The sequence below is a fragment of the Enterobacter sp. BIDMC93 genome (assembly GCF_001037805.1).
In the GTDB taxonomy this organism is placed as follows: domain Bacteria; phylum Pseudomonadota; class Gammaproteobacteria; order Enterobacterales; family Enterobacteriaceae; genus Enterobacter; species Enterobacter hormaechei_C.
Genome location: NZ_KQ089962.1, coordinates 4,027,664 through 4,047,722, shown reverse-complemented (window position 1 = coordinate 4,047,722; position 20,059 = coordinate 4,027,664). Strand labels below are relative to the sequence as shown.

22 protein-coding genes are annotated in these 20,059 nt (G+C 55.4%); 11 read left to right on the top strand and 11 right to left on the bottom strand.

From position 1 onward, the window contains the following. Positions 1-10: 10 nt before the first annotated feature. The 3 genes from secF (at position 11) to SK58_RS18975 (ending at position 2,177) form a co-directional block, all read left to right on the top strand. Positions 11-982, top strand: coding sequence for a protein translocase subunit SecF (gene secF / locus SK58_RS18985; RefSeq protein WP_003859105.1), 972 nt, complete (start codon positions 11-13; stop codon positions 980-982). Positions 983-1,120: 138 nt separating this feature from the next. Continuing rightward, entirely contained in the window at positions 1,121-1,486 is a 366-nt protein-coding gene (locus SK58_RS18980; RefSeq protein ID WP_017383165.1) for a VOC family protein, read from the top strand. 10 nt (positions 1,487-1,496) lie between these two features. Continuing rightward, a complete protein-coding gene (locus tag SK58_RS18975) occupies positions 1,497-2,177 on the top strand; it encodes a helix-turn-helix transcriptional regulator (protein ID WP_017383166.1) in 681 nt (226 codons plus the stop codon). Positions 2,178-2,265: 88 nt separating this feature from the next. On the opposite strand, the gene SK58_RS18970 is transcribed toward SK58_RS18975, so the two are convergent. Together SK58_RS18970 and SK58_RS18965 are read right to left on the bottom strand one after the other, a co-directional pair. Beyond that, a complete protein-coding gene (locus SK58_RS18970; protein ID WP_026080602.1) occupies positions 2,266-3,150 on the bottom strand; it encodes a nucleoside-specific channel-forming protein Tsx in 885 nt (294 codons plus the stop codon). 268 nt (positions 3,151-3,418) lie between these two features. After that, entirely contained in the window at positions 3,419-3,958 is a 540-nt protein-coding gene (locus SK58_RS18965) for a SadB/YajI family lipoprotein (RefSeq protein WP_026094391.1), read from the bottom strand. A 152-nt stretch (positions 3,959-4,110) separates the two neighbouring features. On the opposite strand from SK58_RS18965, the gene nrdR reads away from it, so the two are divergent. From nrdR to thiL, 5 genes are all read left to right on the top strand, one after another. Then, a complete protein-coding gene (nrdR, locus tag SK58_RS18960; protein WP_003859099.1) occupies positions 4,111-4,560 on the top strand; it encodes a transcriptional regulator NrdR in 450 nt (149 codons plus the stop codon). Positions 4,561-4,564: 4 nt separating this feature from the next. After that, positions 4,565-5,668: a bifunctional diaminohydroxyphosphoribosylaminopyrimidine deaminase/5-amino-6-(5-phosphoribosylamino)uracil reductase RibD gene (gene ribD, locus SK58_RS18955; protein WP_017383169.1), complete on the top strand. Its 1,104-nt coding sequence runs from the start codon at positions 4,565-4,567 to the stop codon at positions 5,666-5,668. 87 nt (positions 5,669-5,755) lie between these two features. After that, positions 5,756-6,226 carry a 6,7-dimethyl-8-ribityllumazine synthase gene (ribE, locus tag SK58_RS18950; protein WP_003859098.1) on the top strand — a complete coding sequence of 157 codons (471 nt, stop codon included), beginning with the start codon at positions 5,756-5,758 and terminating at the stop codon, positions 6,224-6,226. A gap of 21 nt (positions 6,227-6,247) precedes the next feature. Then, the gene (nusB, locus tag SK58_RS18945) at positions 6,248-6,667 is read left to right on the top strand and encodes a transcription antitermination factor NusB (protein ID WP_006809908.1); all 420 of its coding nucleotides are present in this window, start codon (positions 6,248-6,250) and stop codon (positions 6,665-6,667) included. A gap of 78 nt (positions 6,668-6,745) precedes the next feature. Continuing rightward, a complete protein-coding gene (gene thiL, locus SK58_RS18940) occupies positions 6,746-7,717 on the top strand; it encodes a thiamine-phosphate kinase (RefSeq protein WP_048220312.1) in 972 nt (323 codons plus the stop codon). A 90-nt stretch (positions 7,718-7,807) separates the two neighbouring features. Here the strand turns inward: thiL and SK58_RS18935 are convergent, their stop codons facing one another. The 4 genes from SK58_RS18935 to xseB all read right to left on the bottom strand — a co-directional run bounded on the left by SK58_RS18935 (position 7,808) and on the right by xseB (position 11,874). Then, positions 7,808-8,782, bottom strand: a complete 975-nt coding sequence (locus SK58_RS18935) for an aldo/keto reductase (RefSeq protein ID WP_023296014.1) — start codon at positions 8,780-8,782, stop codon at positions 7,808-7,810. A 62-nt stretch (positions 8,783-8,844) separates the two neighbouring features. Continuing rightward, positions 8,845-10,707 (bottom strand): 1-deoxy-D-xylulose-5-phosphate synthase, encoded by a 1,863-nt coding sequence (gene dxs / locus SK58_RS18930; RefSeq protein WP_015571294.1) that lies wholly within the window; start codon positions 10,705-10,707, stop codon positions 8,845-8,847. A gap of 24 nt (positions 10,708-10,731) precedes the next feature. Continuing rightward, a complete protein-coding gene (gene ispA, locus SK58_RS18925) occupies positions 10,732-11,631 on the bottom strand; it encodes a (2E,6E)-farnesyl diphosphate synthase (protein ID WP_015571293.1) in 900 nt (299 codons plus the stop codon). After that, on the bottom strand, positions 11,632-11,874 hold the full coding sequence (xseB, locus tag SK58_RS18920; RefSeq protein WP_015571292.1) for an exodeoxyribonuclease VII small subunit: 243 nt from the start codon (positions 11,872-11,874) through the stop codon (positions 11,632-11,634). Positions 11,875-12,052: 178 nt separating this feature from the next. Here xseB and thiI point away from each other — a divergent pair, with 178 nt between their 5' ends. Both thiI and SK58_RS18910 read left to right on the top strand, forming a co-directional pair. Beyond that, on the top strand, positions 12,053-13,501 hold the full coding sequence (gene thiI / locus SK58_RS18915) for a tRNA uracil 4-sulfurtransferase ThiI (protein WP_006809903.1): 1,449 nt from the start codon (positions 12,053-12,055) through the stop codon (positions 13,499-13,501). Between the two features lie 69 nt (positions 13,502-13,570). After that, a complete protein-coding gene (locus SK58_RS18910; RefSeq protein ID WP_015571291.1) occupies positions 13,571-14,305 on the top strand; it encodes a GntR family transcriptional regulator in 735 nt (244 codons plus the stop codon). 26 nt (positions 14,306-14,331) lie between these two features. On the opposite strand, the gene SK58_RS18905 is transcribed toward SK58_RS18910, so the two are convergent. The 5 genes from SK58_RS18905 to panE all read right to left on the bottom strand — a co-directional run bounded on the left by SK58_RS18905 (position 14,332) and on the right by panE (position 19,425). After that, positions 14,332-15,054 carry a glucosamine-6-phosphate deaminase gene (locus SK58_RS18905; protein ID WP_023303188.1) on the bottom strand — a complete coding sequence of 241 codons (723 nt, stop codon included), beginning with the start codon at positions 15,052-15,054 and terminating at the stop codon, positions 14,332-14,334. Then, a complete protein-coding gene (locus SK58_RS18900) occupies positions 15,051-16,376 on the bottom strand; it encodes a 6-phospho-beta-glucosidase (protein WP_017383176.1) in 1,326 nt (441 codons plus the stop codon). The genes SK58_RS18905 and SK58_RS18900 overlap by 4 nt, the downstream gene beginning before the upstream one ends. Before the next feature lie 12 nt (positions 16,377-16,388). Further along, positions 16,389-17,657, bottom strand: coding sequence for a PTS sugar transporter subunit IIC (locus tag SK58_RS18895; protein WP_017694419.1), 1,269 nt, complete (start codon positions 17,655-17,657; stop codon positions 16,389-16,391). 300 nt (positions 17,658-17,957) lie between these two features. Beyond that, positions 17,958-18,551, bottom strand: coding sequence for a protein deglycase YajL (gene yajL, locus SK58_RS18890; protein WP_015571288.1), 594 nt, complete (start codon positions 18,549-18,551; stop codon positions 17,958-17,960). Then, positions 18,514-19,425: a 2-dehydropantoate 2-reductase gene (gene panE, locus SK58_RS18885; RefSeq protein ID WP_017383178.1), complete on the bottom strand. Its 912-nt coding sequence runs from the start codon at positions 19,423-19,425 to the stop codon at positions 18,514-18,516. The genes yajL and panE overlap by 38 nt, the downstream gene beginning before the upstream one ends. Before the next feature lie 125 nt (positions 19,426-19,550). On the opposite strand from panE, the gene SK58_RS18880 reads away from it, so the two are divergent. Further along, entirely contained in the window at positions 19,551-20,042 is a 492-nt protein-coding gene (locus SK58_RS18880) for a YajQ family cyclic di-GMP-binding protein (RefSeq protein ID WP_047051145.1), read from the top strand. The last annotated feature ends 17 nt before the right edge of the window (positions 20,043-20,059 follow it).

The following is a 20,059-nucleotide window of genomic DNA, read 5'->3' as shown; positions in this document are numbered from 1 at the left end:
GGAGTGCGTTGTGGCACAGGAATATACTGTTGAACAATTGAACCACGGCCGTAAAGTCTGGGACTTTATGCGCTGGGACTACTGGGCCTTCGGCATTTCAGGTTTTCTGCTGATCTTGTCCATCGTCATTATGGGCGTGAAAGGCTTTAACTGGGGTCTGGATTTCACCGGTGGTACGGTGATTGAAATTACCCTGGAAAAACCGGTCGATATGGACCAGATGCGTGAGTCTCTGCAAAAAGCGGGCTTTGAAGAGCCGCTGCTACAGAACTTCGGCAGCAGCCGCGACATCATGGTGCGTATGCCGCCGGTACACGATGCCAACGGCAGCCAGGAGCTGGGCAGCAAGGTCGTCCAGGTTATTAACGAAACGACCAGCCAGGATGCAACGGTTAAGCGTATTGAGTTTGTCGGCCCGAGCGTTGGTGCTGACCTGGCGCAGACCGGTGCGATGGCGCTGCTGGTGGCGCTGATCTCGATCCTGATTTACGTCGGTTTCCGCTTTGAGTGGCGACTGGCGGCAGGCGTGGTTATCGCCCTGGCGCACGACGTGGTGATCACTATGGGCATACTGTCTCTGTTCCACATTGAGATTGACCTGACGATTGTGGCATCCCTGATGTCCGTTATCGGTTACTCACTGAACGACAGTATCGTGGTATCTGACCGTATTCGTGAAAACTTCCGTAAGATCCGTCGCGGCACGCCGTACGAAATCTTTAACGTGTCGTTGACCCAGACGTTGCACCGTACGTTGATCACCTCCGGCACCACCCTGATGGTGATCCTGATGCTGTTCCTGTTCGGTGGCCCGGTGCTGGAAGGCTTCTCGCTGACCATGCTGATCGGTGTGTCTATCGGTACGGCCTCGTCTATCTACGTCGCGTCCGCACTGGCGCTGAAGCTGGGCATGAAGCGCGAGCATCTGATCCAGCAGAAAGTCGAGAAAGAAGGGGCGGATCAGCCGTCCATTCTGCCGTAAGAGTCTTATGTAGTATCGAAATCCCGGCCTGTTGGCCGGGATTTTTTTTGTCTGCATCTCACAAACACTCCTGACAGTATGCTGTCAGGAGCCCTGTCGTAGACTCCTTCTGAACCCTAACAACAGGCAGGAGGACGTATGAAAAGTGTTATTAACTGGTTTGAAATTCCGGTCGCCGATATGGATCGCGCCATCAAATTTTATGAGTCGGTGATGCAGGTCGCGCTGCGGCGCGAGAAGATGGACGTGGCTGATCTGGCGATTTTCCCGCACGAGGATCCGGCCACCGGCGGCGCGCTGGCGAAATTTGACGGCGTTACACCGTCTTCGCAGGGCGCTATTATTTACCTGCATACTGACAATCTGGCGGCCACGCTCGATCGTATTGCTTCTGCGGGCGGTGAGTGCGTGTTTGGCCCGCTGGAACTGCCGCAAGGCATTGGCACTATAGCCCTGTTTACCGACAGCGAAGGTAATCGCGTCGGCCTCCATCAACCGGTATGAGAGTAAACCGATGACCCGACGCGCTGACCGTTTGTTCCAGATTGTGCAGATCCTTCGGGGCAGGCGTCTGACAACGGCAGCGCATCTGGCGGAAAGGCTTGGCGTGTCCGAGCGCACGGTGTACCGCGATATCCGCGACCTGTCGCTTTCCGGCGTGCCGGTGGAAGGCGAGGCGGGAAGCGGATATCGGCTGATGTCGGGTTTTGATTTACCCCCGCTGATGCTGACCAACAAAGAGTCCGAGGCGCTGATGGTGGCGATTCGCCTGCTCAAAACCTGGGGCGGGGAATCGCTGTCGCGCGAGCTGGAGTCGGCCCAGGAAAAAGTGCTGGCGATCCTGCCAGAAGAGAGCCGCCGCAAGGCGGAGCAGACGCGTATATATGCGCCGGATATTGCGCTTCAGCCCCATTCCCGCAGCGGATTTGATGTGATTCATCAGGCGATATCTGCGCAGCGCGTGCTGGCGCTGCATTATCGTGATGAGGCCGGGCAGTTAACCTGGCGTGAGGTGCAGCCGCTTGGGCTGTTCTTCTGGGGGGAGCACTGGCTGTTGGCTGCGTGGTGCGAGCGACGCGATGACTACCGCTGTTTCCGGCTCGACCGATGCCTCAATATTGTGCAGACGGAGAGGCGGTTTAGCGAGAGTGCGGACAGGTCATTGGCAGATTTTTTGCGCAAGGTGAGGCAGTAAAAAGCCGGGGGGCGGCTACGCCTTACCCGGCCTACATTCGGATCGTAGGCCCGGTAAGCGTAGCACCACCGGGCGGAATCCGCACTGATTAGAAGTTGTAACCCACGACCAGGTAACCACCCCAACCGGTAGAGCGAACGCTGAAGTCGCCGTTGCCAAAGTTCAGGCTGGCGTCGTCGTTCCACTGGCCACCGTTGTGCCAGTAACGCGCAACAACAGAGTAGTGCCAGTGATCGTAGTTCAGCGCCAGGATGTGGCTGGACGCGATGGAGTCGTTAGTGCGCGCTTTTCTGCCGTTCAGGTCGCGGAAATCGTTATCGCCCAGGTCTGAACCCCAGTCAAAGTTGGTGAAGCCGATATAGCTCAGGTTGCCGCCCCACAGTTGGGTAATTGGCACGAAGTATTTCACTTTGAAACGGTAGCCGTCCCACTCGTTCTCGTTCGCGGCGCCGTAGTTCTGCCACTGGTATTTTGCGTAGACGTTCATGGACAGGCTCATCGGCAGGCCAGTCTCAATGTCTGTACCCAGACCCATGTACCAGGTGCTCTGGCGACCGGACTTGTTGCGACCCATGTCGTAGATGTAGTTGTTTGCGAAATACCACTCTTTGAACGGACCAAACGCCAGACTGGTACCGGTCAGTTTATCAATAGAGAAGCGGGGTTCGATCTCCATGAACAGTGGGGAACCGTGGTTCCAGATACCTTTCGCGTCGGTATTACCGCCGAAGAATACCGGTGCGTCCATGTAGCCATAGAAATCAAACCAGTCTTTTTTAGCGAATGCTTCGTACTCGAGGTAGGTATCGTTACGGATCTGCGGTCCGAAACGGGTATGGTAGCTGCCTACAACGTTAACGCTCTGATGCCACCAGTCGGAGAGGTATTGTGGTTTGTCGTTTTCCGCTGCGTTAACAGTGAAAGAGGTGGAGAGTGCCAGAACTGCACCGGCTGCGAGTAATGTTTTTTTCATAATCATGCCACTGATTGAAATTCCCTTCCGGGAGTGAAAAATGCGCGAATTGCGTTTCTAAATATTTCGTATTTCTGCGGAGCCTATTATAGGAATCCTTGCTCACAAAAATATGTGTTGTTTCACATATCTCTCACATACGTAATCGATTGCGTTCACGTTTGCGTACTTTAGACGGGCGGGATTGTAGCGGCAATCATTTATGTTGCCAATCCATACGAAATGTAAATGTTAGCGGAGTGACATTTCACTCCGCTAGAAGGGCGGGTTATTGCGCGGCGGGTTGAATGTCGTGAATACGGATAAAGCCCAGCTGTTCTGGGGTCAGTCCGCTCAGCTGGAGCGGGATATCAACATCGCTCGGCGCCAGCGTGCTGGCGGGGGCGGTGAAGAGCTGATTCTTCACGTTCACTTCCTGATAGCTCTCCGTGGTGCCCTGAATCTGGCCCCACTCTACGGTGCCGCTGAACGCGGGAAGCGGATCGTTGGACTCACCCTGAATGCGTAATGTTGCGCGAGTACCATCGGCATTCGCTGCAACATTCACCACAGACATCTTTAGCATGCCAATCTGGCTGTTCAGACGCGCGGGCGTGTTTGCACCTGGCAATAAATAAACGCCATTGCTGGATTTGGCATTGAGCGCGTTCTGCTGGGTGATCTTCACGGTTTCTTTGTTAAGTTTGTCCATCGCCACGTTAAGCGTATTCACGCTTTGTTTCATCTCGCGGACTTCGCTTTGCTGTGCGCAGGCGCTGAGCGTGAACAGGCTCCCCACCAGCACTATTTTCAGGTAACGTCTTGTCATTGCGTTTAATTCCTTGAAATCACAGATTGCTGCAATGGTAGACAGGATAGTGCCGTCAGGCATAGATCCTTTGTCTCAAAAAGCTCTTCCTTTGTTGTCGGGCCAGTTCAGGGTAAAATAGAAATCAGTTAACCAGATAACAGGGACATCGTATGCATTGCCCATTTTGCTCCGCTGTGGATACCAAAGTCATCGACTCGCGTCTTGTAGGCGAAGGGTCTTCCGTGCGTCGTCGTCGGCAGTGTCTGGTGTGCAACGAGCGTTTTACCACCTTTGAGGTGGCAGAGCTGGTAATGCCGCGCGTGGTAAAAAGTAACGATGTGCGCGAACCGTTCAATGAAGAGAAACTGCGTAGCGGGATGCTCAAGGCGCTGGAAAAACGGCCCGTCAGCTCCGATGACGTCGAAATGGCGTTAAACCATATTAAATCTTATCTGCGGGGGTTAGGCGAGCGCGAAGTGCCGAGCAAAATGATCGGCAATCTGGTGATGGAACAGCTGAAGAAGCTCGATAAAGTCGCCTATATCCGCTTTGCCTCCGTTTACCGCAGCTTCGAAGACATTAAAGAGTTTGGCGAAGAGATCGCCCGCTTACAGGATTAAGCCCATGCACGATGAGATGTACATGGCGCGCGCCATGAAGCTGGCGCAGCGCGGCCGGTTTACCACTCACCCTAACCCCAATGTCGGGTGCGTCATTGTTAAAGATGGCGAGATCGTGGGGGAAGGTTTTCACTACCGCGCAGGCGAGCCGCATGCTGAAGTGCATGCCCTGCGCATGGCGGGTGAGAAAGCGCGTGGCGCGACGGCCTATGTGACGCTGGAGCCATGCAGCCATCACGGACGTACGCCGCCGTGCTGTGAGGCGCTGATTGCGGCGGGCGTCTCGCGCGTTGTCGCCGCCATGCAGGATCCTAATCCGCAGGTGGCGGGCCGCGGGCTGTATCGTCTGCAACAGGAAGGCATCGACGTCAGCCACGGCCTGATGATGCAGGATGCCGAAAACATCAACAAAGGCTTCCTGAAGCGTATGCGCACCGGCTTCCCGTTTATCCAGCTTAAGCTTGGCGCGTCACTGGATGGCCGCACGGCGATGGCGAACGGCGAGAGCCAGTGGATCACCTCGCCGCAGGCAAGGCGCGATGTGCAACGTCTGCGCGCGCAAAGCCATGCTATTCTCACCAGCAGTGAAACGGTACTGGCTGACGATCCGGCCATGACCGTGCGCTGGGAAGAGCTGAATGCGGATACGCAGGCGCTCTATCCGCAGGAGAATCTGCGTCAGCCGCTGCGCATTATTGTTGATAGCCAGAACCGCGTGACGCCGGAGCACCGCATCGTGCAGCAGCCGGGTGAAACCTGGATTGCCCGCACCAAAGAAGATACGCGCGAGTGGCCGGAAGGCGTGCGCAGCATTATGGTGCCGGAACATAACGGGCATCTCGATCTCGTGGTGCTGATGATGTTGCTCGGCAAACAGCAGGTCAACAGCATCTGGGTTGAAGCCGGTCCGACGCTCGCCGGCGCACTGCTTCAGGCGGGGCTGGTGGATGAGCTTCTCGTCTACGTTGCGCCTAAACTGTTAGGTAATGACGCGCGCGGCCTGTTTGTGCTGCCCGGCCTTGAAAAACTGGCCGATGCGCCGCAACTCTCATTCAGCGAGATTCGTCCGGTAGGCCCGGATGTCTGCCTCCATTTAACGACAGCGTAATTGCTCCTGAAATAGGGAAGCAGTGCGCAAAGTATTATGATAAAATCCGCCCCCCTGCGGGGCCAAATGAACCCGTAAAGGAAGAGTATGAACATTATTGAAGCTGCTGTAGCTACCCCGGACGCTCGCGTCGCCATCACCATTGCGCGTTTCAACAACTTCATCAACGATAGCCTGCTGGAAGGTGCGGTTGACGCCCTGAAACGTATCGGCCAGGTTAAAGATGACAACATTACCGTCGTTTGGGTACCAGGTGCTTACGAACTGCCACTGGCAGCGGGCGCGCTGGCGAAAACCGGTAAATACGACGCGGTGATTGCGCTGGGTACCGTTATTCGTGGCGGCACTGCGCACTTCGAATACGTTGCGGGCGGTGCAAGCAACGGTCTGGCACACGTTGCACAGGATGCTGAAATCCCTGTCGCGTTCGGCGTGCTGACCACCGAAAGTATTGAACAAGCCATCGAACGTGCTGGCACTAAAGCCGGTAACAAAGGTGCAGAAGCTGCACTGACCGCGCTTGAAATGATCAATGTATTGAAAGCCATCAAGGCCTGATTTTTTTGTAAGGGGAATTCCGTGAAACCTGCTGCTCGTCGCCGCGCCCGTGAATGTGCCGTCCAGGCACTTTACTCCTGGCAGTTGTCCCAGAACGACATCGCTGATGTTGAATACCAGTTCCTGTCAGAACAGGACGTGAAAGACGTTGACGTTCTGTACTTCCGTGAACTGCTGTCGGGAGTGGCGACTAATAGCGCGTATCTCGATGGTCTGATGAAGCCATACCTGTCCCGTCTGCTCGAAGAGCTGGGCCAGGTCGAAAAAGCAGTGTTGCGTATCGCGCTGTTTGAGCTGTCTAAACGTGATGATGTGCCGTACAAAGTGGCCATCAACGAAGCGATCGAACTGGCGAAAACCTTCGGCGCTGAAGACAGCCACAAGTTTGTTAACGGCGTGCTGGATAAAGCCGCACCTGCGATCCGTCCCCACAAAAAGTGATCCGCAAACCGGAGTCTTGCATTGCCTTTTTGGCAGTGCGGCTCCGGTTTTTTTATTTAATTTGCTGAGGCATAACGTATGGCATGCGGCGAATTCTCCCTGATTGCCCGTTATTTCGACCGTGTCAGAACCTCTCGTCTTGATGTTGAAACCGGCATTGGCGATGACTGCGCACTTCTCAATATTCCCGAAAAACAGACGCTGGCAATCAGCACCGACACCTTAGTGTGTGGGCGTCATTTCCTGCCGGATATCGATCCTGCCGATCTGGCGTATAAAGCGCTGGCGGTGAACGTCAGCGATCTGGCGGCAATGGGCGCCGGCCCGGCCTGGCTGACGCTGGCTCTGACCCTGCCGGAGGTGGATGAAGCCTGGCTTGAAGCCTTCAGCGATGCCCTGTTTGAACAGCTGAATTATTACGATATGCAGCTGATTGGCGGTGATACCACCGCCGGTCCGCTGTCCATGACCCTGGCAATCCACGGCTATGTGCCTGCCGGGCGCGCGCTGAAGCGCTCGGGTGCAAAACCAGGCGACTGGATCTACGTGACCGGTACGCCGGGCGACAGCGCGGCAGGGCTGGCCATCCTTCAGAACCGTTTAACGGTTGAAGAGGCTGACGATGCGGCGTATCTGGTGAAGCGCCATCTGCGGCCAACGCCGCGTATTCTGCACGGTCAGGCGCTGCGCGAGCGGGCCAGTTCGGCTATCGATTTGTCTGACGGGCTGATCTCCGATCTCGGCCATATCCTGAAGGCCAGCGGCGTGGGCGCACGCGTTGACCTGGATCTGTTCCCGCTGTCGGAGCAACTGCTTCGCCATGTCGAACCTGAACAGGCGCTGCGCTGGGCGTTATCCGGTGGAGAAGATTATGAGCTGTGCTTCACCGTGCCTGAGCTGAATCGCGGGACGCTGGATGTGGCGCTAGCGCATCTCGGCGCGAAATTTACCTGCATCGGGCAGGTGATGCCGGAAAGTGAAGGGTTGCTGTTTGTCCGCGACGGCGCCTCGGTTACGCTTGACTGGAAAGGGTACGATCACTTTGGGTGAGTGTTTTGCCGGGTGGCGGCTTCGCCTTACCCGGCCTACGATCGCACTTTATTTGTAGGCCGGGTAAGCGTAGCGCCACCCGGCAAGTGTTTACTTAAACCCTACCACCGGATGCTGCTGATACGGCGTCTCCAGCTCGGCAATCTGCTCCGGCGTCAACGATAAGTCCACCGCACTCAACAACTCATCCAGCTGTTCTTCCCGCGACGTGCCCACAATCGGCGCGGCGACACCGCGCTTGCTCAGCAGCCACGCCAGCGCCACCTGCGCGCGCGTTGCACCGATATCGTCGGCGATCCCGGCTAAGCGTTCGGCAATTAACGCATCGCTGGCTTCTGTATCGTCATACAGGTTTTTACCCACTTCATCCGATACCAGCCGGGCGGTAGTTTCCCCCCACGGACGGGTTAACCTTCCGCGCGCCAGCGGGCTCCACGGGATCACCGCCACGCCTTCCTGGTAGCAGAGCGGCAGCATCTCGCGCTCTTCTTCCCGGTAAATCAGGTTGTAGTGATCCTGCATGGTGACAAAGCGCGCCCAGCCGTGCTGCGCCTGGAGATCGAGCGCCTGGGCAAACTGTGAGGCATGCATGGACGATGCGCCGATGTAGCGCGCTTTACCGGCTTTCACAACGTCGTTTAACGCTTCAAGCGTCTCTTCGATCGGGGTGTTGTAATCCCAGCGGTGGATTTGCAGCAGGTCGACGTAATCCATGTTCAGGCGTCTGAGGCTGTCATCAATGGAACGCAGGATCTGCGCGCGAGAAAGGCCTTCCGCCAGATCGCCTGACGGGTAGTACACCTTAGTGGCGACCACAATGTCATCACGACGGGCAAAATCTCGCAGGGCGCGGCCGACAATCTCTTCGCTGCTGCCGTCTGAGTAGCTGTTGGCGGTATCGAAGAAGTTGATGCCGCCGTCAATGGCGCGCTTGATGATAGGGCGGCTGCTCTCTTCCGGCAGTGTCCAGGCATGATTTCCCCGGTCAGGCTCGCCAAACGTCATGCATCCCAGGCAAAGCCGGGACACCTTAAGGTCCGTTTTTCCTAATGTCGTGTATTGCATGGTTCCGCTCCTGCTGTTTAAACAATACGTTTAAGCATAGCAGGAGCAGAAAAGGGGAGGGATCAGGCCAGCCAGGTGCGGATTTTAGCTTCGATACCGGCGGCGTCCAGACCAATGTCGGCGCGCGCCTCATCCTGGGTGCCTTGCGGGATGAAGTGGTCAGGGAGGCCGAGATTAAGCACCGGAACGGCTTTACGGTTCGCCATAAGCACTTCGTTCACGCCGCTACCCGCGCCACCCATGATGGCGTTCTCTTCCAGCGTGACCAGAACGTCATGGCTTTCCGCCATGCTCAGAATCAGAGATTCATCGAGCGGTTTCACGAAGCGCATATCGACCAGCGTCGCATTCAGGTTTTCAGCGACTTTTGCCGCTTCCGGCATCAGCGTACCAAAATTCAGGATCGCCACTTTTTCACCACGGCGTTTCACCAGACCTTTACCGATATCCAGTTTTTCCAGCGGCTGTAATTCAACGCCAAGGGCATTACCGCGCGGATAACGTACCGCGCAGGGGCCGTCCTGATAGTGGTAACCGGTATACAGCATCTGACGACACTCGTTTTCGTCGCTTGGCGTCATGATCACCATATCAGGGATGCAGCGCAGGAAGGAGAGATCAAACGCGCCCTGGTGCGTCTGGCCATCAGCCCCCACAATGCCCGCGCGATCGATAGCAAACAGCACCGGCAGCTTCTGAATGGCAACGTCATGGATAACCTGATCGTAGGCGCGTTGCAGGAAGGTAGAGTAGATCGCTACCACCGGCTTGTAGCCGCCAATCGCCAGGCCCGCAGCAAAGGTTACCGCGTGCTGCTCGGCGATAGCCACGTCGAAATACTGGTCCGGGTATTTTTTGGAAAACTCCACCATGCCGGAGCCTTCACGCATGGCAGGCGTCACCGCCATCAGCATGTTGTCTTTCGCCGCCGTTTCGCACAGCCAGTCGCCAAAGATTTTTGAGTAGCTCGGCATCCCGCCGCTGCTTTTCGGCAGGCAGCCGCTGGTATGGTCGAACTTAGGCACCGCGTGGAAGGTGATCGGATCTTTTTCCGCCGGTTCGTAACCACGCCCTTTTTTGGTCATGATATGCAGGAACTGCGGGCCTTTCAGGTCGCGCATGTTTTTAAGCGTCGTCACCAGGCCCAGCACATCGTGGCCGTCCACCGGGCCAATATAGTTAAAGCCCAGCTCTTCGAACAGCGTACCCGGCACGACCATGCCTTTGATGTGTTCTTCGGTACGCTTAAGCAGCTCTTTAATCGGCGGTACGCCGGAGAAGACTTTTTTACCACCTTCACGCAGTGAGGAGTAAAGCTTGCCGGACAGCAGCTGCGCCAGATGGTTATTCAGCGCGCCGACGTTCTCGGAGATCGACATTTCGTTATCGTTGAGGATCACCAGCATGTCCGGTTTGATATCGCCCGCGTGGTTCATGGCCTCAAAGGCCATCCCGGCGGTGATCGCCCCGTCGCCAATCACGCAGACGGTGCGGCGTTGTTTATTCTCTTTTTCGGCGGCAACGGCAATACCAATGCCCGCAGAAATGGAGGTGGAAGAGTGGCCGACGCTTAACACATCATATTCACTCTCGCCGCGCCACGGGAACGGGTGCAGGCCCCCTTTCTGGCGAATGGTGCCAATTTTATCGCGACGTCCGGTCAGAATTTTGTGCGGATAGGCCTGGTGGCCTACATCCCAGATCAGCTGATCGAACGGCGTGTTATAGACGTAATGCAACGCCACGGTCAGCTCAACCGTGCCAAGTCCGGAGGCGAAGTGGCCGCTGGAGCGGCTAACGCTGTCGAGCAGGTAGCGACGCAGCTCGTCACACAGCTTCGGCAGACTCTCTTTCGGCAACAGACGTAACTCCTGAGTGGAGTCAACTAACGCCAGTGTCGGGTATTTGGCAATATCAAAACTCATCAAAGGCTCATCGAGATTTATAGTTTATTTATCACGCTGGATTATGTAGTCCGCTAGCGCTTCCAGTGCCGAGGTATCCAGCGATTGCGCGGCCAGCTCATTCAGCGACCGGCGGGCATCGTCTATCAGATCCCGGGCTTTACGTTGGGCATGCTCAAGGCCCAACAGGGCGGGGTAGGTACTTTTGCCAAGCTGCTGATCCGCACCCTGACGTTTTCCCAATGTTGCAGTATCGCCCACCACATCCAGAATGTCATCCTGAACCTGGAATGCCAGACCGATACTTTCTGCGTATCTGTCCAGAATCGGCAGGGCTTTACGCCCGCGTTCACCCGCGCTCAGCGCGCCCAGGCGAACGGCTGCACGAATCAGTGCGCCCGTTTTGTGACGGTGGATGCGCTCCAGCTGTTCCAGAGTAACCTGACGCCCTTCAGCCTCTAAATCCAGCGCCTGGCCGCCGCACATCCCGGCGACGCCGCTGGCCATTGCCAGTTCGGACACCATTGCCAGACGATCGCGATCGCTCACCTCAACCATCGGCGCATCGCTCAGAATGGAGAAGGCCAGGGTTTGCAGCGCATCCCCCGCCAGAATGGCATTCGCTTCGCCAAATTTGATATGGCAGGTTGGCTGACCGCGACGCAAATCGTCATCGTCCATGGCCGGCAAATCATCATGGATCAGCGAATAGGCGTGGATACACTCCACGGCGGCTGCCGGGGCGTCCAGCGTGTTATCGCTGATACCGAACATATTGCCCGTGGCATACACCAGGAACGGACGCAGGCGTTTACCCCCCAAGAGTGCGCCATAGTGCATGGCTTCAACCAGTGGAGTGTTCTGAAAAGGCTGCGGCTCAATGAATCGGCGCAGCGCATCGTTGGCGCGGATGACGCGCGCCTGAAGCGCGTTGGAAAAATCCATTTACTCGGCGTCCGGTGTGAATGGCGTGGTTTTAGCGTCTTCGCTGTCGGAAAGCAGGATCTGCACACGCTGCTCGGCCTGCTGGAGTTTTACCTGCCCCTGGCGCGCGAGCTGCACGCCGCGTTCAAATTCGTTGAGCGCGTCTTCCAGCGGGAGATCGCCGCTCTCAAGACGGATAACGATCTGCTCCAGTTCACTCAGCGCAGTTTCGAAACTGGCCGGTGCGTCGTTTTTCTTCGGCATAGTGAATTGACTCTTAAATTTTTCGCCCTGACATGGTAACGGACTCGGGGCAATTATCAAATAACGCGAGTGGCGCGATGGTGGTATACTTGCGCGCCTGGATGCAGCCACGGGTGTGGGCTGCTGTATCATTTTCCACTACAAGCCTTTATAAGCTTGCCTAAGAAACATTGCCGCCATGAAGTTTATCATTAAATTGTTCCCTGAAATCACCATCAAAAGCCAATCCGTGCGTTTGCGCTTTATTAAAATTCTCACCGGGAACATTCGTAACGTATTAAAACACTACGACGAAACGCTCGCCGTGGTGCGTCACTGGGACCACGTAGAAGTCCGCGCGAAAGACGAAAACAAACGTCTTGATATTCGCGACGCGCTGACCCGTATCCCGGGTATTCACCATATTCTGGAAGTGGAAGACGTTCCCTTCACCGATATGCACGATATCTTCGAAAAGGCGCTGGTGCAGTACCGCGACCAGATCGAAGGGAAAACGTTCTGCGTGCGCGTGAAGCGCCGGGGTAAGCATGAGTTTAGCTCTATTGAGGTTGAGCGCTACGTCGGTGGTGGTCTGAACCAGCACGTTGAAACGGCGCGCGTGCGCCTGACTAACCCGGACGTCACCGTTAACCTTGAGATCGAAAACGATCGCCTGCTGCTGGTCAAGGGTCGTTATGAAGGTATTGGCGGTTTCCCTATCGGCACTCAGGAAGATGTGCTGTCGCTGATCTCCGGCGGGTTCGACTCCGGCGTGTCCAGCTATATGCTGATGCGTCGTGGCTGCCGCGTGCACTACTGCTTCTTTAACCTGGGCGGCGCGGCGCATGAAATCGGCGTACGTCAGGTGGCGCATTACCTGTGGAACCGCTTCGGCAGCTCTCACCGCGTGCGTTTTGTGGCGATCAACTTTGAGCCGGTGGTCGGCGAAATCCTCGAAAAAGTGGACGACGGCCAGATGGGCGTGGTTCTGAAACGTATGATGGTGCGTGCGGCGTCCAAAGTGGCTGAGCGCTACGGCGTGCAGGCGCTGGTCACCGGTGAAGCGCTGGGGCAGGTCTCCAGCCAGACGCTGACTAACCTGCGTCTTATCGATAACGTGTCTGATACGCTGATCCTGCGTCCGCTGATCTCTCACGATAAAGAGCACATCATCGATCTGGCGCGTAAAATCGGTACTGAAGATTTTGCCCGCACCATGCCGGAATATTGCGGTGTGATCTCAAAAAGTCCAACCATCAAAGCGGTGAAGGCGAAGATCGAAGCGGAAGAAGAGAACTTCGATTTCAGCATCCTGGAAAAAGTGGTGGCGGAAGCGTCCAACATCGATATCCGTGAGATCGCTCAGCAGACCGAGCAGGAAGTGGTTGAGGTGGAGACGGTCAGCGGCTTCGGTGCTAACGATACGATTCTGGATATCCGTTCTGTTGATGAGCAGGATGACAAGCCGTTGCAGGTGGAAGGCGTCGAGGTGGTTTCGCTGCCGTTCTACAAGCTGAGCACCCAGTTTGGCGATCTCGACCAGAGCAAAACGTATCTGCTGTGGTGCGAACGTGGGGTCATGAGCCGTTTGCAGGCGCTGTATCTGCGTGAGCAGGGCTTCGCGAACGTGAAGGTGTATCGCCCGTAGTTTCTCGCCCGGTGGCGCGAGCGCTACCGGGCCTGCGATTCTATGCTCTTTTTGGCCGGGTAATCGACAATGGAAAAAAAACATAAGTACTGGGAAATCAAAGAGAGAATCAAAAAAGATATTCTCAATGAAGTCTACAAAAAGGGCGAAAGCATTCCGTCGGAGCGCGATCTTGCCAGTATTTATGACGTTACGCGCGTAACGGTTCAGAAAGCCATGGCGATGCTGGTACAGGAAGGGTATATCGAGCGTATCCACGGCAAGGGCATGTTTGTTTTAAAGAATACTGCCAGCAATATTTACATTCTGAATAATGAAAAGAGTGACAGTATTCTCGGGTTTTCCCGTGAATTTCAGGGGCGGGTCAACGTAACCAGCCGCTTGCTGACGTTGACGACCCTTCACGCCGACGCGGCGCTGGCACAGCACCTCGAAATTGCGCAGGGTGATGATGTCTGGTTTATTCGCCGTATCCGTTTACTGGACGGACAGCCGGTGTTAATTGAAGACAGCAATATTCCTCACAAGGTGGTTGCCACTGTTCCGCAGGCTATTCTCGAAGTGGGATCGCTGTATGGCTATATTGAAGACTTTACCGGTAAGAAAATCAGCGACGCCGATTCACTGATTGAAGCGGATCTTTTTGATGAGGAGCTGGCGGCCCATCTCAATATTCTGCCAGGCCAGCCGATGTTGAAAATTACCGAAGTCACGCGCCTCGATGACGGTAGAGCATTTAACTTCTCCATCAGCTACAACCGGGCAGATATTTTCCGCGTCAAGAATATGCACATCAAACGATAACAGGCGCATCAGCGCCTGTTTCTCTTTTACAGCTTAGCGGCTGCCGCTTTATCGACAATGATCCTTAACCGTGGGTGCGGCTTTAGCAGCGTCGCGGGAACCGCCGGGTCCGGTGCGGAATTGACGGTTGTTGCGATGATGTCGGCTTTTTTCTCGCCGCTTGCCATCAAAATAATGGCCCGTGAGGCCAGGATAGTCTTCATCCCCAGCGAAATGCCCTGACGGATATGACGCTGCTGGCCGAAGTATTTAACCGAAACGGCCTGCGTCACCGCATCCAGGTCCACGATGTGGCAACCGGTATCGAGGGCGGCGCCCGGTTCATTGAAGCCGATATGGCCGTTCATACCGATCCCCAACACAATGATGTCAGGCCCTCCGTGGGCCGTAATAAAGTTATCCACACGCTGACACTCTTCCTCGGGGGATTGCGTCAGGCCATCAAAGAAACAGATCTGATCGTCGCGCAGGGCCAGGTGGCTGAAGAAATGGCCCCATACCATCTCCCGGCAGCTGCCTTTATCGGCCTGACCGAGCCCCAGCCACTCATCCAGGCCAACAAATGCCGCACGGGAAAAATCGACCTTACCCTGTTTGCTGGCGTGCACAAGCGCGGCAAAAACGCCCAGCGGCGTATCTCCACCCGCGATGCAAATCAGCGCATCGGGTTTTTGCGTAACGGTTTCAATGACCGCTTTCGCCACGGCGTCACTCAGCGCCGCATAATCGTCTGTCTGTTCTACGTTCATTGTGCGTCCTTACGTTTAGCATACTGGGGTAAATAACGGTGGTTGACCTCAAGATATTCATTAAGGATCTGTTCTGCCGCGGCGGCAGAAGGCACAAGGGGATTTACGCTCAGCGCCAGCAGCGCCGTGTCGTAATTTCCAGTGACAGCGGCCTCAACGGTGAGCTCTTCATAGGCCTTCACGCTCTGGATCAGGCCGCGGATCTTCACGGGCAGCCTGCCATAGGCGAGGGGATGCGCGCCGTTTCGGTCGATCATGGCGTTGGTTTCCAGCGTAACGTGATCCGGCAGATCGGGTGTTGTGCCCCTGTTAGGAACATTTACGACGTGGATCTCTTTTTTATCGTTATAAATAGCGCTGATGATCGAGCATGCAGTATCGGAGTACCAGGCGCCTCCGCGCTGCTCCAGCTCTTTCGGCTTGTGCGCGAGATGGGGGTCCTGGTAAAGCGTAAAAAGCCGTTGCTCAATTTCGCGCGTCTGCTCGCCGCGGGTTCCCTTAGTATTTGCATCGCGCAGCGCGGCGTCGGTCATCTCGCGGGTCAAAAAATAGTATTTGAGGTAGGAGATAGGGTACATGTGGAGTGCCCTGGCAAAGCGGGCACTAAACCCAATGTCCGGTATATTTTTCAGGGAGTTATTTGCGCTGCCCTCGGCCAGTTTTTCAATAAAGTCGTCGGTATAATCCTCTCCCTTGAGGAAAATTTGGTCGGCAAAAATAAGATGGTTCAGACCAATAATGCGTGCGTAAACGTCCGACTTCTGCACGCCGTAGGCTGTGGCGATGTCCATCATCATGCTGTTTGCGCCACTGCAAATGCCTATGGTCCGAATGGCCGAGTGGCGAGTGATTGCCTCGGTGACAATCCCGGCCGGGTTGGTGAAGTTAATCAGCCAGCCGTTCGGGCACCATCTTTCCATGTCCTTACAGATATCCAGCAGGACCGGGATCGTGCGTTGAGCTTTCATAAACCCGCCGGGACCTGTCGTCTCTTGCCCCAGAACGCCGTATTTTAGCGGGATTTTTTCATCGTTGATGCGGGCATCAAGAAAGCCGACACGCAGCTGCGTGGTGACAAAATCGGCATCTTTCAGCGCCTCTTCCCGATCGAGCGTCAGGTGGATATTCATTGGGAGCCCGGCTTCAGCTACCATGCGCTGGGCCAGCTTTCCGACAATCTCCAGCTTCTCTTTTCCCTCTTCAATATCCAGCAAATAATAATCGGTGACCGGCAGCTCTGCGTAGCGTTTGATAAAACCGTCGATCAATTCTGGCGTGTAGCTGGAGCCGCCGCCAATAGTGACAACCTTGAGCTTTTTCATCGTGGTTCCTTTTTACAAGATGGGGTCGGAAAGCGTGTCCGCGTTGCGGCGGGCATTCTCTTCGGCCGCTTCGGTTTCAAGTTGTTTGCGCTCGGCCAGTTTGAAAAACGGCAGCCAGACCAGGGCGGAAATAACCAGCGTGCAGACGGACCAGATCACGGCAGGGATATTGCCGCCGGTCACGAACCATGCGGCGAAAATCGGCGGCATGGTCCAGGGGATCTGTAAGACGGGGCGACCAATGATGTCGAAGTACATCAGCGACCAGGTTGAGATGCACAGGATCATCGGCGTCAGGGTAAACGGGATCATCAGCAGTGGGTTGAAGACTATCGGGCAACCGAAAATGACAGGTTCGTTAATACAAAATATCGCGGAGGGCAGGGAGAGCTTGCCCACTGATTTGTACAGCCGACTGCGGGAACGCAGCATGGCAATGACCAGCCCCATGGTCGCGCCCGTTCCGCCCAGGCACATAAAGACGATATAAAACCCGTCGGCGGTAATATGGGGAATGGGCTGATGATGCAGATAGGCCTGAGTATTTTCAGCGATGTATTTCAGGAAAATGGGACTGGTGATGCCGGAAAGCACGTTGTCGCCATGTATGCCGCAGCACCACAGCAGCGAAATCAGAAAAATAAGCACCAGCATGCCCGGCAGCGAACCGAGGCCGGAGACGAGCGGGCTGAGCAGCAGGGTGAAGAAGTGGTTGATATCAAAATTCAGGATGACCCGAATCAGCCAGATCAGAGTGATTGCTACCGCGGCGGGGATCAGGCTCGCAAAAGATTGCGCCACGGCAGGAGGCACGCCCTCCGGCAGGGTGATCACGACGTTGTGCCGGATAAAAAATCGCACGATGTGCACCGTCAAAATCGCCAGGATTATGGCAGAAAACAGCCCCGCCGCACCAAGATTGTCAACGTTGAGCTGATAGCTGTCGTTGAGTTGCGCCAGTAAGAAAACCACCAGCGTGACTATGCAGCAGGTGATAGCGTTGAGGTTGTACTCCTTCGCGAGGTTGTAGCTGATACCCACCGCAGAAATCAGCCCTATCGCACCAAAGGTAACGCCCACCGGGGCGCTGAGCTTTTCGGCAAACGGGCCAAGCCATTCACTCCAGCCGGGTATCGGTAGATTGGCGAGAATGAGAAACAGGCTACCGGTGATGGTGAAGGGTAAGGTCAGCGCAATACCGTTGCGCACGGCGACCAGTATTTTATTTTCGCCTACGCGAATCAGTACAGGAATGACTCTGTGCTCAAGAAATGTAATCACATTGCTTACTCCAGAAGAGATTTCTGCTCTCCCGCCGCTGTTGATGTTATCAGGCTTTGCTGGCGGATTTTTAAACTGGTATATACCAGTTGAATGCAGTTTTTCACGGTTCTTTTAGCCTGTCAAACAGGCATGCAATACGGTGCAGATTTGATTATTTGTCTGAAAATAAAGGGTTTTTTGAAGGGTGAGACGGTGGGGAGACGCTTCAGGGCAGGAAAATGAATCGCAGAACTGTGACGCTGACTGCACTATTTCTGTAGGGCAGACGGGCCAGCGCGTTGCCAGCCCGGGAGGACATCAGGCTTCGTAGAAATTATAAATCCCCGCCGCCATCACCAGCGATGACGCCACTTCGTACGCTTTTTCGCGCCCGACCAGCAGGTCAATAATCTTCAGGCCAAAATCAATGGCGGTGCCCGGCCCCTGGCTGGTGAGCAGGTTAACGCGCGGATCCCAGACCACGCGTTTATCCACCCACTGGTCTTCCGGAATTGTGTCCTTCAGGCCAGGAAAGCCGGTCATATTCCCGATGGGGAAAATGTCGTGCGGAACCAGCACCGTACCTGCGGCCGCACAGATTGCCGCGACGATACGCCCGGAAAGATGAAACTGACGAACGGTTTCAACCAGCAGCGGGCTGTCGCGGAAACACTCTGCACCCTTCAGCCCACCCGGCAAAACGATCATGTCGTAATCACCGTCCGCCACCTGTACAAGCGGTGCATCCGCCAGGATCTTCACCCCACGCGAGCAGGTAATCGCCAGACTTCCGTCGCTGGCGACGCTGGCGGTAGTAACCTTAATACCACCACGCACCATCAAATCAATGGTGGTGACCGCTTCTGTCTCTTCGCTACCAGGGGCGAGGCATACCAGTGCCGATGCGCTCATACTCACTCTCCTTTCGTTTTACTAACTCAAACAGACGGCTGTTTTCCGCAACGGTAATACCGTGTGCCCGGGCGCGTTTTAACAGATAACCGGTAATGTAATCAATTTCGGTATGCCGCATAGCCCGGATATCCTGCAACATTGAGGAGATATTTTCTGCCGTACTCTCAATGACCTGGTCGACATAATAACGTAAATCGGACTCTGAGGTGTGGTAGCCTTCGCGTTCAATGACGGCGGCAACTTCCCGGCAAATCAGCGCTACCCGATCGGGATGCTTGCGCAGCTCACCGTTAGGGCAATCCAGCAGGGCGGTCAGCGGATTGATCGCGCAGTTGACCGCCAGTTTGCGCCACAGTTCCGCGCGAATGTTATTGTGCCAGGCGACGTCAGGCAGCGTGCTTTGCAGGGTATCCGCAAGATAGCTGTAATCGCCGGGCTGTTCACGCGCAGGACCGATATGGGTGATACCACTGGCAACATGGATAATGACGTTACCGTCGCGACGTGCCGCGTGGGTGGTTGTCCCCATCAGCAGCGGTTGCCGGACAGATTTAAGCTCTTCAATGGTACCCATACCGTTGTGAATCAGCAGGATTGGCGTGCGTTCAGGTAACTGGGCGGCCAGGCTTTTCACCGCATCGGAGACCTGCCAGGCCTTCAGCGTGACCAGCAGCAAATCACTGGTGGCAAGAAATTCCGGATCGTTTGCCGTCAAAGACTCGTTGAAAATTGAACCGTCTGTACCAATTACGTTCACACTGCAATAGGGCTGGGGAATTCGCAGCCAGCCCTGAACGTCGTGTCCCTGTTTGCATAGCGCTGTAAGCCAGAGTTGGCCAAGGGCTCCGCATCCAAGCACTGTTACTTTCATCGTTCCTCCTCACCTGCAACGGCGCCAGGTGCTATGACGCTAAGTATAGCGCCATCAGCTAAGCTTCTCGTTATGCCTCGTTGCGGGTATTATGCAACGCAACAAAAATGAAGGGAGAAGAAAAGATGCCATCTTTCGATATTGTTTCTGAAGTTGATTTGCAGGAAGCGCGTAACGGCGTAGAAAATGCTGTCCGTGAGGTTGAGTCACGTTTCGATTTTCGTGGCGTTGAGGCGACCATTGAACTGAACGACGCGAACAAGACGATCAAAGTCCTGAGCGAGTCTGATTTCCAGGTCAACCAGTTGCTGGATATCCTGCGCGCCAAGCTGCTCAAGCGCGGCATAGAAGGAACCTCACTCGATGTACCGGAAGAATTTGTTCACAGCGGCAAAACCTGGTTTGTGGAAGCGAAGCTGAAGCAGGGGATTGAGAGCGCGGTACAGAAAAAAATCGTTAAGCTTATCAAAGACAGTAAGCTCAAAGTGCAGGCGCAGATCCAGGGTGAAGAGATCCGCGTGACCGGAAAATCCCGTGATGACCTGCAATCCGTGATGGCGCTGGTGCGTGGCGGCGATCTCGGTCAGCCATTCCAGTTTAAAAACTTCCGCGATTAAGACAATCATGCCCGGCT

Coding starts and splice junctions, on each gene's coding strand:
- SK58_RS18980 (WP_017383165.1), top strand. CDS start 1,121: ATGAAAAGTGTTATTAACTGGTTTGAAATTCCGGTCGCCGATATGGAT.
- SK58_RS18975 (WP_017383166.1), top strand. CDS start 1,497: ATGACCCGACGCGCTGACCGTTTGTTCCAGATTGTGCAGATCCTTCGG.
- SK58_RS18970 (WP_026080602.1), bottom strand. CDS start 3,150: ATGAAAAAAACATTACTCGCAGCCGGTGCAGTTCTGGCACTCTCCACC.
- SK58_RS18965 (WP_026094391.1), bottom strand. CDS start 3,958: ATGACAAGACGTTACCTGAAAATAGTGCTGGTGGGGAGCCTGTTCACG.
- nrdR (WP_003859099.1), top strand. CDS start 4,111: ATGCATTGCCCATTTTGCTCCGCTGTGGATACCAAAGTCATCGACTCG.
- ribD (WP_017383169.1), top strand. CDS start 4,565: ATGCACGATGAGATGTACATGGCGCGCGCCATGAAGCTGGCGCAGCGC.
- ribE (WP_003859098.1), top strand. CDS start 5,756: ATGAACATTATTGAAGCTGCTGTAGCTACCCCGGACGCTCGCGTCGCC.
- thiL (WP_048220312.1), top strand. CDS start 6,746: ATGGCATGCGGCGAATTCTCCCTGATTGCCCGTTATTTCGACCGTGTC.
- SK58_RS18935 (WP_023296014.1), bottom strand. CDS start 8,782: ATGCAATACACGACATTAGGAAAAACGGACCTTAAGGTGTCCCGGCTT.
- dxs (WP_015571294.1), bottom strand. CDS start 10,707: ATGAGTTTTGATATTGCCAAATACCCGACACTGGCGTTAGTTGACTCC.
- ispA (WP_015571293.1), bottom strand. CDS start 11,631: ATGGATTTTTCCAACGCGCTTCAGGCGCGCGTCATCCGCGCCAACGAT.
- xseB (WP_015571292.1), bottom strand. CDS start 11,874: ATGCCGAAGAAAAACGACGCACCGGCCAGTTTCGAAACTGCGCTGAGT.
- thiI (WP_006809903.1), top strand. CDS start 12,053: ATGAAGTTTATCATTAAATTGTTCCCTGAAATCACCATCAAAAGCCAA.
- SK58_RS18910 (WP_015571291.1), top strand. CDS start 13,571: ATGGAAAAAAAACATAAGTACTGGGAAATCAAAGAGAGAATCAAAAAA.
- SK58_RS18905 (WP_023303188.1), bottom strand. CDS start 15,054: ATGAACGTAGAACAGACAGACGATTATGCGGCGCTGAGTGACGCCGTG.
- SK58_RS18900 (WP_017383176.1), bottom strand. CDS start 16,376: ATGAAAAAGCTCAAGGTTGTCACTATTGGCGGCGGCTCCAGCTACACG.
- yajL (WP_015571288.1), bottom strand. CDS start 18,551: ATGAGCGCATCGGCACTGGTATGCCTCGCCCCTGGTAGCGAAGAGACA.
- panE (WP_017383178.1), bottom strand. CDS start 19,425: ATGAAAGTAACAGTGCTTGGATGCGGAGCCCTTGGCCAACTCTGGCTT.
- SK58_RS18880 (WP_047051145.1), top strand. CDS start 19,551: ATGCCATCTTTCGATATTGTTTCTGAAGTTGATTTGCAGGAAGCGCGT.